The sequence below is a fragment of the Streptomyces niphimycinicus genome (genome assembly GCF_018883605.1).
Classification (GTDB): domain Bacteria; phylum Actinomycetota; class Actinomycetes; order Streptomycetales; family Streptomycetaceae; genus Streptomyces; species Streptomyces niphimycinicus.
In genome coordinates this window covers 26,896-47,154 of record NZ_JAHLEM010000082.1, presented here as the reverse complement: position 1 = coordinate 47,154, position 20,259 = coordinate 26,896, and the positions used below count along the sequence as shown (strand labels likewise).

Here is a 20,259-nt window from a genome sequence, read left to right as displayed (position 1 = left end):
AGACTGTAGACGATGGATCGGGAAGGTGACCAATCGACGGGCGGCCCACGGCGGTCCGCCGCGATCGTGGGGGAGGGGCGGCTCCGAAATCATCCGGGCATCGCCGCGGCCCGCGCCCGCGGAGAGCAGGGCACGGGCCGCCGCGGCCGAAAAGGTCAGGCGGCCGGACCGGAACCGCTGAGCAGGCTCCGTACGCCGGTGGCCGAGAGGGTGACGGCCTCCGGGGCACCCGCGTCGATGGTCAGGGAGAGCTCCTCGGAGGGCCATCCCTGGGCCAGCGCGCCCAGCGGCACCAGGTGGTACCGCTCGATCTGGGGCAGGGCCTGGTGCATCCGGGCCGGAGTGGTGAAGACCGGTACGAGCTGAGCCCCGTCCTCCTGCTGGAACACGGGCAGGGTCACGGCCTGGGGGTCGGTCTCCTCTCCGCTCTCGGCGGAGGGGAGGAGGACCTCACTGTTGGCAAGGGTGTTCAGCGCCGACTCGTCCGCCCGGTCGGCCGCCAGCTCGCCGAGGGCCTGCTGGGTGGCGGAGACGTTTTCATCGGAAGGGCTGGTCATGATTCCGTCCATGGATCGGGTTTTGGGTCTTCATGGGTTTCTGGGTCCCAGAGCGACTGGCTTCGACAGCCGCGGCTGGCTCGAATACCCCGCCTCATGGAACTCACACGTCCCCCTCGCGCTCGATTCTTTCCCGGGGGCCCGTTGGGGCCCACTGGGGCCGATATGGCCCGCCCGGGAAGGTGCCCCGGGCTACGACCTGGCCCAGCCCAGCGACCGCTCGACCGCCCGCCGCCAGTTCTCGTACTCCGCCTCCCGCCGCGCGGGGTCCATCGTGGGCATCCACTGGGCCGCGCGGTGCCAGTTGCGCCGCAGCCCCTCCAGATCGGGCCAGTAGCCGGAGGCGAGCCCGGCGGCGTAGGCGGCCCCGAGGGAGACGGTCTCGGAGACCATGGGGCGCACCACGGGCAGGTCCAGGACATCCGCCAGGAACTGCATCAGCAGATTGTTCGACGTCATCCCGCCGTCCACCTTGAGCTGCCGCAGCGGTTGGGGCGAGTCCGCGTTCATGGCGTCGACCACCTCCCGGGTCTGCCAGCCGGTGGCCTCCAGGACGGCCCGGGCCAGATGTCCCTTGGTGATGTACGAGGTGAGCCCGACGATCACCCCGCGCGCGTCGCTGCGCCAGTGCGGGGCGAAGAGCCCGGAGAAGGCGGGGACGATATAGCAGCCGCCGTTGTCCTCGACGCCGCGGGCCAGGGTCTCGATCTCGGGGGCGCTGTGGATCATGCCCAGGCGGTCGCGGAACCACTGCACCAGCGAGCCGGTGACGGCGATCGGGCCCTCCAGGGCGTAGACCGTCGGCTCGTCGCCGAGCTTGTAGCCCACCGTGGTCAGCAGCCCGTGCCGGGACCGTACGAGCTCGGTGCCCGTGTTGAGCAGGAGGAAGCTGCCGGTGCCATAGGTGCACTTCGCCTCGCCGCCGGCGAAACACGTCTGTCCGAACAGCGCCGCCTGCTGATCGCCGAGCGCGGCGCAGATCGGGACCTGCGGCAGCAGCGCGCGGGCCATGCCGTAGCGCTCGGCGGAGGGGCGGATCTCCGGCAGCATCGCCCGGGGCACATCGAAATAGGCCAGCAGCTCATCGTCCCAGGTCAGGCTGCGGATGTTCATCAGCATGGTGCGGCTGGCGTTGGTGGCGTCGGTGAGGTGCAGCCCGCCGTCGGGCCCGCCGGTGAGGTTCCAGATCAGCCAGCTCTCCATCGTGCCGAACAGCACGTCCCCGCGCCCCGCACGCTCGCGCAAACCGTCGACATGGTCGAACAGCCAGCGCAGCCGTGGCGCCGAGAAGTAGGTCGTGGGGGACAGGCCGCAGCGTTCGAGGAAGAAGTCGTCACCGGTGGTCCGCCGCAGCTCCTCCACATAGCCGCTGGTGCGGGTGTCCTGCCAGGTGATGGCGTGGCACACCGGATCGCCGGTGCGCCGGTCCCAGACCACCGTGGTCTCGCGCTGATTGGCGATGCCGATGGCCGCGATCTGCTCGGGCCCGATCCCGGCGCCCTCCAGGGCCCGCGGCACGACGACCCGGCGCAGATGGGACCAGATCTCGGCGGGGTCGTGCTCGGCCCAGCCGGGCTTGGCGAAGTACTGCTCATGTTCTCGCTGGCCGACCGAGACCAGCCGTCCCTGGTGGTCGAAGAGGATGCACCGGGTGGACGTGGTGCCCTGGTCGATGGAGATCACATAGCGTTCAACCATGGCCTGGCCTGCCTTCGGGCGGGTTCGAGCAGGGCATGGGGCGTCACCAGCGGGTCGCGCCGAGATCGCGGGAGATCGCCCGGGCGGCGTCGCGCGTCAGCCCGACGAGTGAGGGATGCGGGCGGCCCTTGCCGTCGCAGAGGCGGTCCACGGCGCCGGAGATGCCGACTGCGCCCACCACCAGGCCGCCCTGTCCGCGGATCGGCGCGGCGATATCGGCCTCGCCCACCATCATCTCCTCGGTCGCGACCGCCCACCCGTTCTCGCGGATCTCACCCATCGCCCGGCTGAGCTGCTGGGGAGAGACGAGGGTGTGACGGGTGTAGTTCTCCGGTTCGGTTTCCATGAGCGGCTCCAGCGGGGTCGCCCCGTATGCCAGCAGGATCTTGCCCAGCGCGCTGGCGTGCAGGGGCAGCAGCGAGCCCACGTCCAGGGTCTGGAAGGTGTCATCGGGCCGGAAGACGTGGTGGACGATGAGGACCTTGCCCTCCAGGGGCACTCCGAGCCGGACCGCCTCACCGCTGCGGGCGGCCAGGGCGTCGGTCCAGTTGATGGAGCGGGACCGCAGCTCGTTGATGTCGAGATAGCTGGTCCCCAGGTGCAGCAGCGCCGCGCCGAGCTGGTACTTCCCCGTCGCCTTGTCCTGTTCGACGAAGTCGACGCTCTGGAGCGTGCGCAGAATGCCGTGCGCGGTGCCTTTCGCGAGGCCGAGCGAGGCGGCCACCTCGCCCAGACTGAGCCGACCGGAGCCCTGGGCGAGCAGCCGCAGAATCGCCGCCGCCCGCTCGATGGACTGCACCGGGCCGGCCATGACGCGATCGTAGCTCTTCGGCCAGTGGCACAGCCTGTCGGCGAAAACGCCGAACGTTCGGTAATGCCGACTCGGATTCGTTGACCCCGGTGGAGAGGGGCCATAGCGTCCGTATCGGGACAAGAAGACCAGGATGCCAAAAGGCGGCCCGAAGGGTGCCCGGCCCAGACAACCCACCCGGCTCGGAGAGGAGGAGACGTGGCGGAACAACTGAGCTACCCGAAGCCCGGCGTCACCGGGCAGGCCGCGGAGACCGTCGAGTTCAACGGCGCCCGTCTCGTCGGCTCCCAGGCGCCGGAACCGAACCCCCTGCTGGCGCCGGTGGTGACCTGCGGCGAGGTCCCCGACCGGCCCCCGGCGGACGAGGCGGACGCGGGAGAGGGCCATGTCCTCCCGGTCCCGCATATCTGCGAGGCCGTCGCCACCGTGCGGCGGCGGGCGCACGCGCTGCTGACCGAATGGGAGCTGTCGGACGACTGCCTCGACGAGGCGCTCATGGTGATCTCGGAACTGGTCACCAACGCGATCCTGCACGCCCTGCCCCCGGCCGTGCTGCGGCTGCGCTGGACCGAGTGCGAGGGCTCCGCCGGCCTGCGCATCGAGGTGACCGACGGCGGTCCGGTGCCGGCCGGTCAGCGGGCGGACGAGGACCTGGAGCCCGATGAGCACGGCCGCGGGCTCGAGATCGTCACCGCGCTGTCCACGCGCCACGGCAGCCACTCCTGCCATGAGGGCATCACCTGGTGGGCGGATCTGCCGGTCGCCTAGGGTCCTTCTCCCACGGAGATCCGTCAGAAAGGCCCTAACCGGCGGCCCGGTCCCAGGTGACCGGGAGCCGATGGACGCCGTAGATCAGCATGTCGTGGCGCAGGGGCACCTCGTCGGGCGGCACCGCCAGGCGCAGTGTGGGGAAGCGCCGCAGCAGGGCGGGAAAGCCCGTCCGCATCTCCATCCGCGCCAGATGCTGGCCCAGGCACTGGTGGATGCCATGGCCGAAGGCGATCTGATCGGCCGTCTCGCGGGTGACGTCCAGGGTGTCGGGGTCGGAGAACCGCGAGGGGTCCCGGTTGGCCGAGGCGAGCGACCCGACGACCGTCTCCCCGGCCCGCACCCGCGCCCCGGCGATCTCAAGATCCTCCCGGGCGACCCGTACCGTCCCGAACTGGACGATGGTCAGATACCGCAGCAGCTCCTCGACCGCGTGGTCGATCACCTCGGGCCGCTCCCGCACCAGGCGCGACTGCCCGGGGTGGCGCAGCAGCGCGTAGGTGCCAAGGGCCAGCATGTTCGCGGTCGTCTCATGGCCCGCGATGAGCAGCAGCAGCCCCACACCGGTCAGCTCCTCGTCGGTCAGCCCGGCCGCCGTGGCGGTGCCGGAGCCGCCGGGCGCGCCGTGCTCGCCGTTGACCAGACGGGAGAGCAGCGCCTCGTCCGGCCGCCGCCGCTTGGTGTCGATCAGCTCCCGCATGTACTCCCACAGCGCGTCCCGGGCCGCGTAGACCTCCTCCTCGCTCTGGCCGATCCGGAGCAGAACGGCGGCCCAGCGCTGGAAGTCGCCCCGGTCCTCGTACGGCACCCCCAGCAGCTCGCAGATCACCAGCGACGGGATCGGCTGGGCGAAGGACGTCACCAGGTCGGCCGGCGGACCGGCGCCCTCCATCGCGGCCAGATGGCCGTCGACGATCTCCTCGATCCGGGGCTGGAGCCGCCGCATCCCCCGGGCGGTGAACCACTTGCTCAGCAGCCGCCGGTAGCGGGTGTGCTCGGGTGGATCCATGCCGATGAACGAGCCCAGCATGCGGCGATCGTCCGGGCGGACCGGAAACGCGTGCACCGGCGAGGAGATCCGGCGGCGGTCCGAGCTGAACCGCTCGTCCGCCAGCAACTGCGCCACGTCCTCGTGCCGGGTGAGCAGCCAGCCCGACTTGCCGTCCGGAAAGGCCAGCCGGCTGGCCCCGCCCTCCGCGCGCAGCGCCTCGTAGGCACCGGGCGGGTCGAAGGGGCAGTCGCGATCTCTGGGCAGCGGCGCCGGAGTCGACGCGCGTGATGTGACGGACACGGAAACGCTCCCTTCGAAGGCGAACCGAGTCCCTCCCTTTTGAGCGTAGCTCGGGCCGCTGGGCCGGGCTACGCGGCCGGGCCTCAAGGCAACCGGCCGTCACCGCGGGTGGTTTCCCCGGCCGACGCGGCATCTCGCGCCGCGCGCCCGAGGAGACGCGGAACCGTCCGGTGGTGGACCGGCGCGGCCAGGGCCCACAGCGGGCGGCCGACGGGCCGGTCGAACCGTACGAAGGTCGCCCACAGGACCCTCGCGTCCTCGATGGCCACGACGTTGTGCGTGAGCACCAGCGGGGAGCGGGCGGTGAGGGTCAGCGAGTGGTCCGCCGCATCCGAGACGGCCCACCCCAGGACATGTCGTGGCGACGTCCTGGGGCCCAGCCGGAGGCCGAGCCCCAGCGTCCAGCCCAGGACGAGGAACCGCCGCAGCGGAGCCGGAGCGCCCTCGAAGACGGCCCGCGCCCACTGCTCGGCGGTCAGGGACCCGGCCCGGGGGACCGGTAAGGCGAACGCCGAGGCATAGTGGGCATCCGCGAGGTCGTCGCGGGCCGCCAGCGCCCCGGGCACCGCGGTGCGTCGGGCGCGAGGAGCGGCCGGGGGAGTGGTCATGGGAACAGCTCCTTTTCATGACATGAGCGGGACTTCACGACGTGACCGGGGCTTCATGACGTCACAGGGGCTTCATGACGTGACCGGGGCTTCATCATGATGTGGCTGGACCGGCGCGGACGCCGGAAGGTCCCGGGAGCGCCGGATGGGGGAGAAGAGCAGGATCAGCCCGGCCAGCGGAATGCCCGCCGTGGTGATCCACATGGCGGCCCGGAGACCCAGCGCGGTGCCGAGCGCACCGCCGAGCAGCGCTCCCAGGGGGAGCGTTCCATAGCTGACGAACGCCGATGACGCGGTGAGCCGGCCGAGCAGCTCCGGTGGGCAGTAGCGCTGCTGGAAGCCCGCCTTGAGCACATTGCCGGCCACCACACCGGCGGTGACACAGAAGCCGCCCGCCACGAACAGCACGACCCACGGCCCCTCGGCGGTCATCGGCATGAACAGCGCGCCCACGGCCAGCCCCAGCTCGAACAGGAGCGTCGCCCGGGCGTCGCCGACCCGGGCGGCGACACGGCGGGCGCAGAACGCCCCGGCGACGCCGCCGAGGCTGACGGCCGCGATGAGCCCACCGACCAGCCCGGGGGACAGACCGACGGTACGGACCAGGAAGACCACCCGGATCGACTGGTATCCCATCAGCGCCAGGTTGGACGCGGCCGCGAAGAGCGTCAGGGTGCGCAGCCACCGGTCGCGGGCGATCAGCCGCAGACCCTCGGCCACCTCATGGGCCAGCGCCCGGGGCGGGCGCTCGGCCCGGGGGACGCGCGGTTCGCGGAAGCCGATGCCGGTCAGGCAGACAAGGGAGACCAGAAAGGTCGCGGCGTTGACGAACATGCCGTTGACCGCGCCCGCGAGCTGTGCGATCAGACCGCCGGAGCCCTGGCCGGCGATCTGCGCCGCGGACGCGCTGCCATGCAGTTTGGCGTTGCCCTCGGGCTGGTCCTCGGAGTCCAGGAGGCCGGCGAGATACGCGCTGTAGGCGGTCTGGAAGAACACCGCGGCCGTGCCCGTCAACAGGGCGACGGCCAGCAGCAGTGGGATGCTCAGCAGACCGCACCAGGCGGCCGCCGGAACACCCGCGAAGAGCACCAGCGAGACCGCGGCGGCCGCCAGCATGACCGGCCTTCGGCGCCACCGGTCCACCCAGGCCCCCGCGGGAAGGCCGATGACCAGCCAGGGGGCCCAGCTCGCGGCGGTCAGCAGCCCGACCTCGAAGGTGTCCGCGTGCAAGGTGGTGACCGCGATCAGCGGCATCGCCACTCCGGTGACGGCGGCACCGTACTTCCCGGCGGTCTCACCGCACCACAGCAGCCGGAAGTCACGGTGGCGCCGCAGCAGACCACCGGAGGTTCTGGGTGTCACGACGGTCGGTCTCCTTGGTCGGGGAGAAGGGCGGCCGCGTGGCGGAGCAGCGCGTGCAGGGCCGGATTGTCGTTGTTCTTACGCCACACGAGGTTGAGTTCTACCGGCTCCGGAGTGGCCAGTTCCACCGATTTGAAGACGATGTTCGGGTAGCCGGGCCGGGCGGCGGTCTCCGGGACCAGGGCCACTCCCCAGCCGCCGTTCACCAGGGCCAGGATGGTGTGGACCTGGCTCAGATACTGGGAGAAGACCGGGGTGGCGTGTGCGGCGCGGAAGATGCTGATGAGCAGCTCGTTGAAGTAGCGCGCCTCGATGGGCGAGTACATCAGCAGATCCTGCCCGTCGAAGTCGGCCACCTGGAGCGGCCCTTCGCCGGCCGCCAGCGGATGTCCCGTCGGCAGGGCGGCGAGCAGCCGCTCCCGGGCCGCGGGCCGGGACCGCAGATCCGGTCCGGTGACCGAGGGCCGCACCAGGCCCAGGTCCAGGCTCTGCTCGGTGACGGCCTCCAACTGGTCCCGGGTGACCATCTCGCGCAGAGTGATCTCCGCGCCCGGCATGGCCGCACGGGCGATCTCCATCAGGGTGCCGAGTACGGAATGGGCGCTGGCCGCCGTGAAGCCGATGGCGATGGACCCCGCCTCGCCCGTCGCCACCTGCCGGGCGGCGAGGACCGCGTGCTCGGACTGGCGCAGGATACGGCGGGCCTCGGTGAGGAAGGCGCGTCCCGCGGGGGTGAGCCGCACCGAGCGGTTGGTGCGCTCCAGCAACTGGACCCGCAACTCGGTCTCCAGCAACTGGATCTGGCGGCTCAGCGGCGGCTGGGTCATCTTCAGCCGCTCCGCGGCCCGGGTGAAATGCAGCTCCTCGGCGACCGTCACAAAGCTGATGAGTTGCATGAGCGTGAACAACGATGCTCTCCCGGTATCAACGCATGCCAATTTTAAGTTAGACGTAGATCGTCCGGCGACCTTAGCTTGCAAAGGAGCTCGCCGGCCGCCCCGGGGCGGATCCGGCGATATCCACTCGCCCCGCATACGGGCCCACACACAGGGACAACACGTGGTGACCACATCGCATACGGCAACGCACGCCGCGCAGCAGCCAGGTGAGGCGACCCTCGACCGGGTCTCCTGGATCCGAGTGTCCTCGGTCGTGCTTCCCCTGGCCACGCCCATCAGCGACGCCAAGGTTCTCACCGGGCGCCAGAAGCCGATGACGGAGGTGGCCTTCCTCTTCGTCGAACTCGCCACCGAGGAGGGACACCAGGGCATCGGCTTCAGCTACTCCAAGCGCGCGGGAGGACCCGGCCAGTTCGCCCACGCCCAGGAGATCGCGCCCACCCTCCTCGGTGAGGACCCCAGCGACATCGGCAAGATCTGGACCAAGCTGGTGTGGGCCGGTGCCTCCGTGGGCCGCAGCGGGCTGTCCACCCAGGCGGTGGCGGCCTTCGACATCGCCCTGTGGGACCTCAAGGCCAAGCGGGCCGGGCTGCCGCTGGCCAAGCTGCTGGGCGCGCACCGCGACACCGTCCGCTGCTACAACACCTCGGGCGGCTTTCTGCACACGCCGACCGAGCAGGTTCTGGAGAACGCCACGGCCTCCCTGGCCAGCGGAATCGGCGGCATCAAGATCAAGGTGGGGCAGCCGGACGGCAAGGAGGACCTGCGCCGGCTGACCGCCGTACGGGAGCACCTGGGCGACGAGGTGCCGCTGATGGTCGACGCCAATCAGCAGTGGGACCGGCCCACCGCACAGCGCATGGGGCGCGCCTTCGAGGAGTTCGGCCTGGTCTGGATCGAGGAGCCGCTGGACGCCTATGACGCACTGGGCCACGCGGCCCTCGCCGCCTCGCTGGACACCCCCGTGGCCACCGGGGAGATGCTGGCCGGCGTCGCCGAACACTGGGAGCTGATACGTCACAACGCGGCGGACATCATTCAGCCCGACGCACCGCGCATCGGTGGCATCACCCAGTTCCTCAAGCTGGCCACCCTCGCCGAACAGCACCATCTCCAGCTCGCCCCGCACTTCGCGATGGAGATCCACCTCCATCTCGCGGCCGCCTATCCGCACGAGCCATGGGTGGAGCATTTCGACTGGCTGGAGCCGCTGTTCAACGAGCGGCTCCAGATCAGCGACGGCCGGATGCGGGTGTCCGCACGGCCCGGCCTCGGTATCACCCTCAGCGAGCAGGCCCGCGCCTGGACGGGAGCCAAGGCCGAATTCGGCACCCGGTAAGTCCGGTTCACACCGACGCCGATCGTGAATCCCTGGCACACCCATTGACCAGCGGTGTTCACCCCTCTAGCCTCCATCTTCATATATAGACGGAGTGCATGTACGTGGACTCCTTTTCCCGTGTGGCGATCCGCTCGAGCCTCCAGCTCACCGGCCCCAGTTCAAAGGGGAACTGAAGACATGCCTCTTGTCGTCGTCGGAATCAGCGTGGTGATCCTTCTGTTCCTCATGACCAAGCTGAAGCTCAACGGCTTCATCGCCCTGCTCCTCGTGGCCGTCGGTGTCGCGCTGGTGCGGGGGGTCGAGGTGGAGAAGATCCCCGATGTCCTCGGAGAGGGCGTCGGGGGTCAGATCGGCGACACCATGCTCGTCGTCGGTCTCGGCGCCATGGTCGGCCGGGTCATGGGCGACTGCGGCGCGGCCCAGCGGATAGCCAACACCCTCATCGACACCTTCGGACTGCGCTGGGTCCAGGTGGCGATGGTGGTCACCGCCATGCTCATCGGCGTGACCATGTTCTACGAGGTCGCCTTCGTCATCATCGTGCCGGTGGCGTTCACCATCGTCCGGGTCACCCGCAAGAACCTGCTGTGGGTCGGGCTTCCGATGTCGATCGCCCTGTCGACCATGCACAGCTTTCTGCCGCCGCACCCCGGACCCACCGCCGTGGCCTCGACCTTCCACGCCTCCGTCGGTCTGACCCTGTTCTACGGGCTGTTCATCGCCGTTCCGGCCGGTGCGCTGATCGCCCTGGTGTGGCCGCGGCTCCCGTTCGTCCGGCGGATGGACCCCGAGATCCCCAAGGGCCTGGTCAGCGAGCGCACCTTCACCGAGGAGGAGATGCCGGGCCTCGGCTGGTCGCTGTCGGTGGCCCTGGTCCCGGTGGTGCTGATCGCCGGCGCCGCGGTGACCGATATGGCGGTGTCCGGCGACAGCCCCGCCCTGCACGCCATCGCCTTCATCGGCTCCGCGCCGATCGCCCTGCTGCTGACCCTGCTGCTGGCGGCGTGGGCGTTCGGCCCCCGGATCGGCCGGAGCCTGGCCGAGGTCAGCGCCTCCTGCAACTCGGCGGCCCAGGCGATGGCGATGATCCTGCTGGTCATCGGGGCCGGCGGCGCGTTCAAGGAGGTCCTGGTCGAGGGCGGGATCTCCGACTACATCAAGGACCTCACCGACGGCTGGTCCATCTCGCCGATCATCCTCGCCTGGCTCATCGCCGTCGTCCTGCGGGTGGCGCTCGGATCGGCTACGGTCGCCGTGGTCACCGCCGCCGGTGTGGTGCAGCCGCTCCTGGAGAACAGCGGAGTCCACCCCGAGCTGATGGTCCTCGCCGTCTCCTGTGGATCGATCGCCTTCAGCCATGTGAACGACCCCGGCTTCTGGATGTTCAAGGAGTACTTCAACCTCTCCGTCATCGACGCCATCAAGGCACGCACCACCTACACCACCGTGCTCGCGGTCCTCGGCCTCGGCGGTGTGCTGGCCATCGAAGCCATCATCTGAACCCTCCCTGTGCGACCCCTCCGACACCGACCGCTCCGACACCGACCGCTCCGACACCGACCGCTCCGACACCGACCGCTCCGACACCGACCCCAAGGACGCCACGATGAGCCAGCCGACCGTCACCTCGTTCGCCGTCTATCCGGTCGCCGGCCGGGACAGCATGGAGCTGAACCTCTCCGGCGCCCACGGCCCCTACTTCACCCGCAACGTGGTCGTCCTCGAGGACTCCGAGGGCCGTACCGGACTGGGGGAGGTCCCCGGCGGGGAGAAGATCACCCAGACGCTGCGCGACGCCGAATCCCTTGTCGTCGGGGCGCGGGTGGGCGACTACAAGCGGGTGCTGGCCGAGATCGGGCGGCGGTTCGGCGACCGCGACGCCGGGGGCCGGGGCACCCAGACCTTCGATCTGCGCACCACCGTGCACGCCGTCACCGCTGTCGAGTCGGCCCTGCTGGACCTGCTGGGCCAGCATCTGGAGGTGCCCGTCGCGGCGCTCCTGGGCGACGGCCGGCAGCGCGAGGCGGTACGGGTCCTGGGCTATCTGTTCTACGTCGGCGACCCCGACCGGACCGATCTGGAGTACGTCCGCGAACCCGGCGCCGAGGCGGAGTGGTACCGCATCCGCCGCGAGGAGGCGCTGACCCCCGAGGCGATCGTCCGCCAGGCCGAGGCCACCTACGACCTCTACGGCTTCAAGGACTTCAAGCTCAAGGGCGGAGTGCTGGAGGGAAACGAGGAGGTCAAGGCGGTACGGGCGCTCAAGGAGCGGTTCCCCGACGCCCGTATCACCCTCGACCCCAACGGCGCCTGGTCGCTGCGCGAGGCGATCGAGCTGTGCCGGCCGCTGCTCGGCACGCTCGCCTACGCCGAGGACCCCTGCGGGGCCGAGGACGGCTACTCGGGCCGGGAGATCCTGGCGGAGTTCCGGCGCGCCACCGGACTCCCCACCGCCACCAATATGATCGCCACCGACTGGCGGCAGATGACTCACGCACTGGCGTTGCAGTCCGTCTCCATCCCGCTGGCCGATCCCCACTTCTGGACCATGCAGGGGTCGGTACGGGTGGCCCAGCTCTGCCATGAGATGGGGCTGACCTGGGGCTGCCACTCCAACAACCACTTCGATATCTCCCTGGCGATGGTGGCCCACTGCGGAGCCGCCGCCCCGGGCGAGTACAACGCCCTGGACACCCACTGGATCTGGCAGGAGGGACTGGAGCGGCTCACCGTCGAGCCGCCGCGGATCACCGGCGGTGAGATCGCCATCCCGGACGCCCCCGGGCTCGGCATCCGGCTCGACCGCGACCGGCTCCTCGCCGCCCACGCCCTCTACCAGGAGAAGGCGCTGGGGGCGCGGGACGACGCGGTCGGCATGCGCTATCTCATTCCGGGCTGGACCTTCGACAACAAGCGTCCCTGCCTGGTGCGGTGAGTGCGCTGAGTGCGGTGACCCCGCGCATGCCGACCACCCCGGTCGGACGGCGGGGCCGCTCGTCGAGCGGTCCCCCGCGCCCGTATCGGAGGCCATGCGGCCCGGACGTCAGACCTCCAGCTCGGCCTCGATCTTGCGCAGTTGGTGCCGTGCCATCGCCAGATTGGCCCGGTTCTTGTCCAGCGCCAGATAGAGGAAGAGACCCTGGCTGTCCCGGCCCTTCAGCAGCCGGATCAGGTGGTACTGGCTGCCGAGGGTGATGAGGATGTCCTCGATGGAGTCCTGTAGACCGAGCTGTTCCATGGTCCGCACCTTGGCGCGCACCACATCGGTGTTGCCCGCGGCGGCCACTGTCAGGTCGAGTTCTTTTCCGCCGCCCACGGTGCCGAGGGCCATCCCGCTGGAGTAGTCGACCAGCGCGGCGCCGAGGGCGCCCTCGATGGACGTCATCGCCTCTTTGAGCGCGGTCTGGGTATTCGCCATGATCGTGGCTGTTCCTTTCGATGTCAGTGATGTCCGGTCGGGTGCCGGCGCGGGTGTACGCGCCGGGCGGGGAAAGGTCGTGGTGGTCAGGGCTGCGGCTGCTCGGCCCTGCTGAGGGCGACGCCCACCAGATCGGCGAGCCGGGCGCCCGAGCGGCGAGCCTCCATATGGAGACGGCCGACATTGGTACGGTCACCGGCCAGAACGGTCAGCACGGCCGTGGACCCCGCGGCATAGGTGGCCACATAGCCGTTCTCGCCGCGGACCAGCAGCTCACGGAAGGCGCCCCGCCCGGTGGCGCCCGCCAGCGACTGCGCCACCCCGAGGGCCGCGGCGGTCAGCGCCGCCACGCCCTCGGCCTCGACGGCCGTGTCATGCGCCAGCACCACGCCGTCGCTGGTGGCGGCGAGGGCGCCGGTCACATGGGTCACCCGGGCCCGCAGCCGGCGCAATTCCTCCACTACGTCGGGCTCGGCGGCCAGCAGCCACTTGCGCTCCGTGCGCTGCCGCAGGCTGAGTCTCATGACGCCGCGCACGGGGCGGGCGGGTCGGTCGGGGGAATCACAGCGTTGCCTCCAAGGCGTCGCGGAGCCGGCGCAGCAGGTCGATATCGGGATCGGTGAAGACGGCCGCGGCGGGACCGCGGTCCGCGGCGGGCGGCGCGGAGGCACCGGACCGGGCGGGCGGATCGGGGCGGCCGGGACGTTCCGGACCGGCGGGCCGTGGCGTGGCGACATGGCCCGCCGCCGCCAGCCGCCGTATGTCGATCAGCGTGTGGAAGGCGGGACGGCCCAGCTCCCGCGCGATCCGGGCGGGGGTGCGCACCCCGTCGGCCAGCGCCAGCACCGCGCGCTGACGGGGGGTCACCGCCGGGGCGCGGCCATCGGGGCGGCGGAGCACCACCGGCTCGGTGTCCACCCGCGGATACGGCCACAGGGAGTCCAGCAGCTTGCCGCGGCGCCGGGTCTCGCGCTCGACGGCGACCGCGCCCACCGCACACACCGGTCCGAGCCAGTGGGCCGCGCCCCGCTGGAAGCCGCGGGGGCCGCTGCCGTGCCCGAGCGCGAAGTACGCCGCGTCGAACAGCGCGCCCAGATGGCAGATCTCCAGCTCCGCGTCCGACAGCCGGCCGCTGTCGACGAGGAACCGCCCGACCCCGCCGTCCGGGCCCGTCCGGCCCACCGCCTCCCGCCAGTTGTCGGCGGTCAGCCGCCCACCGGTGGTGAGCAGCACCTCGATCCCGGGGGCCACGGGGCTTTCGGCGTGCACCACCTGGCCGTCCCGGAGATAGACGGTGCCCGCGTCGCACAGCAGCGCGCCGCTGGCCCGCTCGGCGGCGAGCCCGGTGAGGCTGGGCGCGTGGCCCGCTCGCCCACCGGCCCTGCGAGGCATGCTCATATCAGCGCCAGCCGCCCGCACATATCGCGCAGCCGCATCCGGGCCAGCGCCAGATTCGCCTCCCGGCGGTCGAGCCAGAGATAGCAGAAGACGCCGCTGTCGAAGGCCGTGTCGACGAAGCGCAGCAGGTGGTAGCAGGTGCGGGTGGTGACGATGATGTCCTCGACGGCGGGCTCCCCGTCCGTATCGTCCGCGTCGGGGCCGCTCCCGGCGCCGCTGTCCGAACCGCCCTTCGCGCCGCCGGCGCCCAGTGCGGCGAACGCCCGCTGCTCGGCGGCCATCCGGGCCAGCTCCGCCGTCTCCGCCGCCGTGGCCTCGGGGTCCTCGTCGCGGACCTCGCCGACCATGCCGAGCGCGAGTCCGCTGGTCCACTCGATCACGGCGGCTCCGCGCGCGCCGTTCACGGTCATGGCTTCCAGCAAGCACTCGTCGATTCCGGGCATGCGGCCTCCCCTTTCCTGCGTCGCCCGTGGCGGGCGCCCACCGGGGGCGCTTCGCCAGTGACGGAGAGGTTACGCAGGGTTCAGCAGTTGGGAGTTAAATCCGGTAATGCTCGGAAATAGTGGGTGGCGTGTAGTAGGGTCCGCCGCCCCATGGGCCCCGGATGCCTCGGCGGCCCTGCCGGGCACCGCACCGGGCCCGGTCACCGGCCCTCTGAACGGATTCATAGCCGCTTCGGGCCCTACCGGGCCACAGACGGGCGGGCGCATATTCCACCGTCCTATTGCAGGCGTGGTGGATGGGTCAGTAGACGGTCGTGCGATGGTCGAGTACGCATTCGCAGGGAGCCGGAACGCGGCGCGGTGCCCGACAGGGGTGCCCAGGGGGCTCTCCCTGGGTCGTTTCGCACCCCTGTGCCGCACAGAGTGGCGAGATTTGACGGTACCGATGTGGCGGAAACCGCCCGCGTTTCACCCGGCTTGTCTGCGCTGTCCTGACGGTGCGTTACCGAACGGCGGGCGCGGAGGGGGAGGAGGTGGCGCCCGGAGTGGCCGGGGAGGCCGAGGAGCCCGGCGCGTCGTCGACCGGGGCGGGCGGGGACGGTGTGGGCGGTTCGCCCTTGCCCTCGAGCGAGGCCGGCTTCTTCAGGACCACCATCGGCTCCCCGGGCTTGGGCATCACCGGCTTGGTGAAGTCCGGGCCCTGGGTCGGAGTCTCGGTGATCTGTGCGGGAAGCCGCTCGTAGTCGACCATCCCGGTGTTCTCCATCTGCGTGATGTGGTCCAACACCGTGTTGTTGGCCTGGGTGGCGAGCTGACGCACCAGGGTGTTCTTGCTGGTCGCCCGGATCTTGGCGATGGAGCTGAAGATCTGGCCGTGGGTGATGCGCAGGATCTGGGCCATCTCGCTGTCGAAGTTCTTGCCCGTGGCGGCCGTGAGGGTGTCCAGGAACCCCTGCTGCTGCGGGGTGGGCTTGTTGGGCAGGGTGATGCCGAGCTTGGGTGCGATGTCCCGTGCGGCGTCGTCCAGTTGTGCGTGCCCCACGATCAGATGCTCACCGGCCGTCTTCACCGGCGCCGTGGTGCCCTTCTTCAGGGCCAGCTCACCGACGGGGTACTCCCACAGCCCGGCGAGCCGGACCTTGACCACGAACTCCTTGTCGGCCCCGGTCAGCGGTCCGTACTGCGTCGAGTTCGTCTTCGCCAGGTTCGTCTGGTTCTCCTGCTGCACACCCGTCAGGGCGGGCGACATGATCACGCCGAGGGTGACCACCACGGAACCTATGAGGAGGGAGGTACCTGTCACGAAGTACCGGGATCGCATAGAGCCTCCTGGCGGGGACGCCGGTCGTTGTGCAGAGCAGTGTCTGCCCGTGCTTGCACCGGCGAATACGGACCGCGAAGGGTCTGTGCTCAATGGCGCAGCGGTTGTTTATACGTCTTTGAGCCGTTACTCCGGCAGCGTATGGCCTATCTCACAGCCACCTTTGGTCTCATGCGTCACGGCGCCGCTCCCCAGACGCTCCCGGGTGAGGACGTCCACCAGCCGCTGGAGCGCCGGGTTGGGGCTGCCGGGGCTCCAGCAGGCGTGGAGGGTGACGGAGTGGGCGTCCACGGGGGCCAGTTCGCGGTAGCGGACGCCGTGGACGCCCATGGTCATGATCGAACGGGGTATCAGGGCGCAGCCGAGACCCGCGCGGACCAGGGCGAGCATGGTGGGGACCTGGGAGGTCAACTGGCTGACGGCGTAGCGGTCCACCCCGATCATGGCGGCGCAGATGTCATGCAGATAGCGGGAGCCCTCGGGGCTGTATCCGATGTAGTCATCCGCCACGTCCGTCGTCGGCGGGCACTGGAAACCCTGGTTCGTGCCGGGCCCCGACGGGCTGGCCGACTGGTCGGCGACGCTGGGCCAGTTGGCGCGGCTCGGCTATACGGGCCCGGTGTGTCTGTCGGGGCAGTACTCCGACTCCGGCGTCCCGGTGGAGGAGCGCCTGGTGGCCGATCTGGCGGCGGCACGCGACGCCGCGGGCGACGCATGACCGGGCGTCCCGCTCACCGGGGGGAGCGGGAGAACCCCGCGCCCCCGCTCCCCGCGGCCCCTCCTCCCAGAGGCTCCTACGGCAGTCCGCCCGGCTCGGGGCCCCGGTAACCCGCCCTGGACGAATCGTCGATGCCCACCTCGTAGCGGATGCCGGAGTGGCGGGTGTTGCCGTCGACCCGGGCGCCGGTCGAGTGGTAGGCGAGGCCGATGGCGTGGTCGGTGGGGGCGGCGAACACATTGCCGGTGATGGTGGCGTTCTGCACGTCCTCGAACATCAGGGCCTGGGAGGCGCGCAGCGTCTCGCAGTGGTTGCCCCTGATGGTGAAGTCGGAGGTGGTGCCCCGGCCGTCGCCCTCGCCGTCGTTCGGGCCCTCGGCCATCAGGCACATGTTGTCCACCTGCTCGCAGCGGTTGTCCTCGATCCGCACACGATGGCTGGGCGGGGTGTCGCCGGCGAAGGTCTGCATGCAGTCGGCGTGCCGGCCATGGCTGTTGTCGGTGCCGCGGACGGTGTTGTGCGCGATGGTCAGGTCGTCGCCGAAGAACCGGATACCGTCGCCGTCCCCGCCCCGCGGGCCGATCACGGTGTTGTTCCGCACGGTGACGCGGTGGCCGGTCAGCTCGATCCCGGGCGCCTCCGGGCGGACAGACCGGAACCCCTCGACGATCACATCGTCGGCCTCGATGGTGATGCCGTCCACGGCGTCCCCGCCCCCGGCGTAGATGATCGGGTGCTCCCGGCTGCCGCCCCTGGTGATGACCAGCCGCCGCCGGGACAGATCGCCGTCGAAGCAGACCGTGTCGCCCGGCCTCGCCCGGCGCGCGGCCTCCCGTGGGGTGGTGGCGTGCAGAGTGCAGGGCGCGGCCCCCCGCACGGTGGCGGGCGCCCCCGCCCGAGCGCCGGCGTCCGAGCCGCCGTCCGAGCCGTCGTCCGCGCCCCGCTCCCGGGGCCACGACGGACTCGCCAGGGCGGCCAGGAGTGCGAGGACCGAGACGGCGAGAAAGCCGAGGAGGAGTCTCCATGTGATCCGCATGGCGGGAACCGTAGACCCGGGTCCCGGGGACCGGTCCCGATCCCACCCGCCCATCGCCGCCGTCCGGTTCACTCCACCGTCACCCTGCGCCACTAGGTTCACATCCACACACGGAAGGGCGTGATCCCCGATGGAGACGCACAGAGCACGGCGGAAGAGACTCGGGCGCCGGTCGGCGCTGGCCGGCGGGGGAGTGGCGGTGGCGATCGGCGCGCTGCTCGCCCCGCTTGTCGAGGCCCCCGCGGCGAGCGCGGCGCCACGGGCCGACGAGGTACGTCACCCCGTCGACTACGTGGACCCGCTGATCGGCTCGGCGGGCGGCGGCAACACCTACCCGGGCGCCAATCTGCCGTTCGGCATGATCGCCTGGTCGCCGACCAGCACGGCGGGCGACCAGACCAACACCGCGGCGGCCAACGGCTATTCGTACGACACCACCCGGGTCCGGGGCTTCAGCCTCACCCATGTCAACGGCGCGGGCTGCCACCCCGGAGCCGCGGGCGATGTGCCGATCATGCCGTTCGTGGGCGAGGTCGACAGCTCGCCCACCGCCGACACCAAGGACCAGAAGTACGCCGCCGGCTTCTCGCACGAGAAGGAGAAGGCCGAGCCCGGCCGCTACCGGGTGGGGCTCGACTCGGGCGCGGCCGCCGATCTCGCGGTGAGCGAGCGGGCCGGTGTCGCCGACTTCTCCTTCCCCAAGGACGCCCCGGCCCGACTGCTGTTCCGCACCTCCAACTCGCTCAACGGCAGCGAGAACGCGCATATCGAGATCGACCCCGAGCGGCGCCAGGTCACCGGCTGGGTGCTGACCGGCGCGTTCTGCGGACGGCGCGCCAACGGCGGTGAGAACAACCGCAAGACCTACTACCGCCTCTATTTCAGCGCCTCGTTCGACCGCGCCTTCTCCACCGTGGGCACCTGGGAGAACGACCGGCTCTCACCCGGCGCCACCACCGCCGACGGCGGCGAGGGCTATCTCACCGGCGCCGACCGGGCCGGACGCGGCTCCGGCGGATACGTCGGCTTCGACACCACGCGGGACAACGATGTCCGGATGCGGCTCGGCATCTCGTACGTCTCCCTCGCGGGCGCCGAGGCCAACCTCCGCGCCGAGATAGCGCCCCGGGCGAGCGTCGCCGATGTGGCGGCGGCCGGCCGGGCCGCCTGGGACCGCCGGCTGCGCGCCATCCGGATCAGCGGCGGCAGCGAACCGCGCCGCACCGCGTTCTACACCGCCCTCTACCACGCGCTCCAGCAGCCCAACCTGATCAGCGACACCGACGGCCACTACCCGGGCATGGACGGCACACCGCACCGCCTCGAGCGCGGGCAGACGGCGCAGTACGGCAACTTCTCCGGCTGGGACCAGTACCGTGCCCAGGTGCAACTGCTCGCCCTGCTCCAGCCCCGGGTGGCCGGGGACTTCGCCCAGTCGCTGTTCAACTTCGCCCGGCAGAACGGCGGGGTGTGGGACCGCTGGGTGCACATCAGCGGCGCCACCCATGTGATGACGGGCGACCCCTCCGCCGCCACGCTCGCCACCTTCTACGCCATGGGGGTACGGAACTTCGACGCCAAGGGCGCCTTCGACTCCCTCTACCGCCAGGCCACCGTCCCGCACCCCGACGGGCTCTCCGACAAGGGCTGCCCGGGACAGTGCGAGGGCCAGCGCCCGAACCTCGCCCAGTACCTGGACTCGGGCTACGCGGCGCAGGACGCCTGCCACTGCTGGGGCGGCGCCGCGGAGACCCTGGAGGACTCCGTCGCCGATGACGCGCTCGCCCGCTGGGCCCGGCTGCTCGGCCGGCAGAAGGAGGCCGATGAGCTGGGCGCACGCGGCGGCTACTGGCGCCATGTGTTCAACCCCGGGGCCACCGGCACGGCGGGCTACATCCAGGCCAGAAACCGGGACGGCTCCTGGGTCACCCCCTTCGACCCGGCGTCCGACCGGGGATTCGCCCAGGGCAGCGCGGCCACCTACACCTGGATGGTGCCGCAGGACGTACAAGGGCTCGCCGAGGCCATGGGCGGACGCGAGAGCGCGGCGGCCCGGTTGGACGGCTTCTTCCACCGGCCCGACGGCTCCTGGTCGGTCCGCGGTGGCGACCCGCTCCGCTACGACCCCACCAACGAACCGGGCATCCACGCCCCCTGGCTCTACAACGCGCTCGGGCAGCCCTGGAAGACCCAGGAGACGGTGCGCCAGATCGTCGCCACCGTGTACGGAACCGGGCCGAAGGGGCTGCCCGGCAACGACGACCTGGGCACCATGTCCGCGTGGTACGTGTTCGCGGCGCTCGGCATCTATCCCCAGGCCCCGGGGCGTGCCGAGGCACTGCTCACCGGACCGCTCTTCCCCCGCGTGGTGATCGCCCCGGCCGGGCAGCGGCGTGCCCTGACCATCGGCGCCCCGGACGCCTCCGACACCCATCTCTATGTGCACGCGGTGCGGGTGAACGGCACACCGCACGCCACCTCATGGCTCGACGGCTCGTTCCTGCGCCAGGGCGGTTCACTCGCCTTCGACCTGGCCGACCGGCCCGACACCACCTGGGCCACCGACCCGGGCGGGCTGCCCCGCTGACG

General features: G+C 71.0%; 20 protein-coding genes. 6 read left to right on the top strand and 14 right to left on the bottom strand.

Annotated features, from left to right (window positions below; all coding sequences use genetic code 11):
• Positions 1–155: 155 nt before the first annotated feature.
• From KN815_RS09860 to KN815_RS09850, 3 genes are all read right to left on the bottom strand, one after another.
• Positions 156–557: an SseB family protein gene (locus tag KN815_RS09860; RefSeq protein ID WP_014058204.1), complete on the bottom strand. Its 402-nt coding sequence runs from the start codon at positions 555–557 to the stop codon at positions 156–158.
• A 192-nt stretch (positions 558–749) separates the two neighbouring features.
• Positions 750–2,255, bottom strand: a complete 1,506-nt coding sequence (gene glpK / locus KN815_RS09855) for a glycerol kinase GlpK (protein ID WP_216341380.1) — start codon at positions 2,253–2,255, stop codon at positions 750–752.
• Positions 2,256–2,298: 43 nt separating this feature from the next.
• Positions 2,299–3,066: an IclR family transcriptional regulator gene (locus KN815_RS09850; protein WP_216341379.1), complete on the bottom strand. Its 768-nt coding sequence runs from the start codon at positions 3,064–3,066 to the stop codon at positions 2,299–2,301.
• A 198-nt stretch (positions 3,067–3,264) separates the two neighbouring features.
• On the opposite strand from KN815_RS09850, the gene KN815_RS09845 reads away from it, so the two are divergent.
• Entirely contained in the window at positions 3,265–3,834 is a 570-nt protein-coding gene (locus KN815_RS09845; RefSeq protein ID WP_253208867.1) for an ATP-binding protein, read from the top strand.
• A gap of 34 nt (positions 3,835–3,868) precedes the next feature.
• Here KN815_RS09845 and KN815_RS09840 read toward each other — a convergent pair whose 3' ends face one another.
• From KN815_RS09840 to KN815_RS09825, 4 genes are all read right to left on the bottom strand, one after another.
• Entirely contained in the window at positions 3,869–5,125 is a 1,257-nt protein-coding gene (locus KN815_RS09840) for a cytochrome P450 (RefSeq protein ID WP_216341378.1), read from the bottom strand.
• A gap of 83 nt (positions 5,126–5,208) precedes the next feature.
• The gene (locus KN815_RS09835; RefSeq protein ID WP_216341377.1) at positions 5,209–5,733 is read right to left on the bottom strand and encodes a DUF2867 domain-containing protein; all 525 of its coding nucleotides are present in this window, start codon (positions 5,731–5,733) and stop codon (positions 5,209–5,211) included.
• Between the two features lie 72 nt (positions 5,734–5,805).
• Positions 5,806–7,095: an MFS transporter gene (locus tag KN815_RS09830; protein ID WP_216341376.1), complete on the bottom strand. Its 1,290-nt coding sequence runs from the start codon at positions 7,093–7,095 to the stop codon at positions 5,806–5,808.
• A complete protein-coding gene (locus tag KN815_RS09825) occupies positions 7,092–8,003 on the bottom strand; it encodes a LysR substrate-binding domain-containing protein (RefSeq protein ID WP_216341375.1) in 912 nt (303 codons plus the stop codon). Before KN815_RS09825 ends, KN815_RS09830 begins: the two co-directional genes overlap by 4 nt.
• A gap of 151 nt (positions 8,004–8,154) precedes the next feature.
• Between KN815_RS09825 and KN815_RS09820 the strand changes: the two genes are divergently transcribed.
• The 3 genes from KN815_RS09820 to KN815_RS09810 all read left to right on the top strand — a co-directional run bounded on the left by KN815_RS09820 (position 8,155) and on the right by KN815_RS09810 (position 12,271).
• Entirely contained in the window at positions 8,155–9,333 is a 1,179-nt protein-coding gene (locus KN815_RS09820; RefSeq protein ID WP_216341374.1) for an L-talarate/galactarate dehydratase, read from the top strand.
• A gap of 180 nt (positions 9,334–9,513) precedes the next feature.
• Positions 9,514–10,836, top strand: a complete 1,323-nt coding sequence (locus tag KN815_RS09815) for a gluconate:H+ symporter (RefSeq protein WP_216341373.1) — start codon at positions 9,514–9,516, stop codon at positions 10,834–10,836.
• A gap of 106 nt (positions 10,837–10,942) precedes the next feature.
• A complete protein-coding gene (locus tag KN815_RS09810) occupies positions 10,943–12,271 on the top strand; it encodes an enolase C-terminal domain-like protein (protein WP_216341393.1) in 1,329 nt (442 codons plus the stop codon).
• A gap of 108 nt (positions 12,272–12,379) precedes the next feature.
• Here the strand turns inward: KN815_RS09810 and KN815_RS09805 are convergent, their stop codons facing one another.
• The 6 genes from KN815_RS09805 to KN815_RS09780 form a co-directional block, all read right to left on the bottom strand.
• Positions 12,380–12,754: a hypothetical protein gene (locus tag KN815_RS09805; RefSeq protein WP_216341372.1), complete on the bottom strand. Its 375-nt coding sequence runs from the start codon at positions 12,752–12,754 to the stop codon at positions 12,380–12,382.
• 86 nt (positions 12,755–12,840) lie between these two features.
• Positions 12,841–13,278 carry a roadblock/LC7 domain-containing protein gene (locus KN815_RS09800; protein ID WP_216341371.1) on the bottom strand — a complete coding sequence of 146 codons (438 nt, stop codon included), beginning with the start codon at positions 13,276–13,278 and terminating at the stop codon, positions 12,841–12,843.
• A 37-nt stretch (positions 13,279–13,315) separates the two neighbouring features.
• On the bottom strand, positions 13,316–14,152 hold the full coding sequence (locus KN815_RS09795; protein ID WP_216341370.1) for a helix-turn-helix domain-containing protein: 837 nt from the start codon (positions 14,150–14,152) through the stop codon (positions 13,316–13,318).
• Complete coding sequence (locus KN815_RS09790; protein ID WP_216341369.1) at positions 14,149–14,595, bottom strand: hypothetical protein; 447 nt, start codon at positions 14,593–14,595, stop codon at positions 14,149–14,151. The genes KN815_RS09795 and KN815_RS09790 overlap by 4 nt, the downstream gene beginning before the upstream one ends.
• Positions 14,596–15,097: 502 nt before the next feature.
• Positions 15,098–15,916 (bottom strand): DUF4142 domain-containing protein, encoded by an 819-nt coding sequence (locus tag KN815_RS09785; protein ID WP_216341368.1) that lies wholly within the window; start codon positions 15,914–15,916, stop codon positions 15,098–15,100.
• Positions 15,917–16,042: 126 nt separating this feature from the next.
• The gene (locus KN815_RS09780) at positions 16,043–16,426 is read right to left on the bottom strand and encodes a LysR substrate-binding domain-containing protein (protein ID WP_253208866.1); all 384 of its coding nucleotides are present in this window, start codon (positions 16,424–16,426) and stop codon (positions 16,043–16,045) included.
• 34 nt (positions 16,427–16,460) lie between these two features.
• On the opposite strand from KN815_RS09780, the gene KN815_RS09775 reads away from it, so the two are divergent.
• Positions 16,461–16,634, top strand: a complete 174-nt coding sequence (locus KN815_RS09775; protein ID WP_253208865.1) for a hypothetical protein — start codon at positions 16,461–16,463, stop codon at positions 16,632–16,634.
• Between the two features lie 76 nt (positions 16,635–16,710).
• Here the strand turns inward: KN815_RS09775 and KN815_RS09770 are convergent, their stop codons facing one another.
• A complete protein-coding gene (locus tag KN815_RS09770; RefSeq protein WP_216341367.1) occupies positions 16,711–17,670 on the bottom strand; it encodes a right-handed parallel beta-helix repeat-containing protein in 960 nt (319 codons plus the stop codon).
• Positions 17,671–17,800: 130 nt separating this feature from the next.
• On the opposite strand from KN815_RS09770, the gene KN815_RS09765 reads away from it, so the two are divergent.
• The gene (locus KN815_RS09765) at positions 17,801–20,257 is read left to right on the top strand and encodes a GH92 family glycosyl hydrolase (protein ID WP_216341366.1); all 2,457 of its coding nucleotides are present in this window, start codon (positions 17,801–17,803) and stop codon (positions 20,255–20,257) included.
• Positions 20,258–20,259 lie beyond the last annotated feature (2 nt).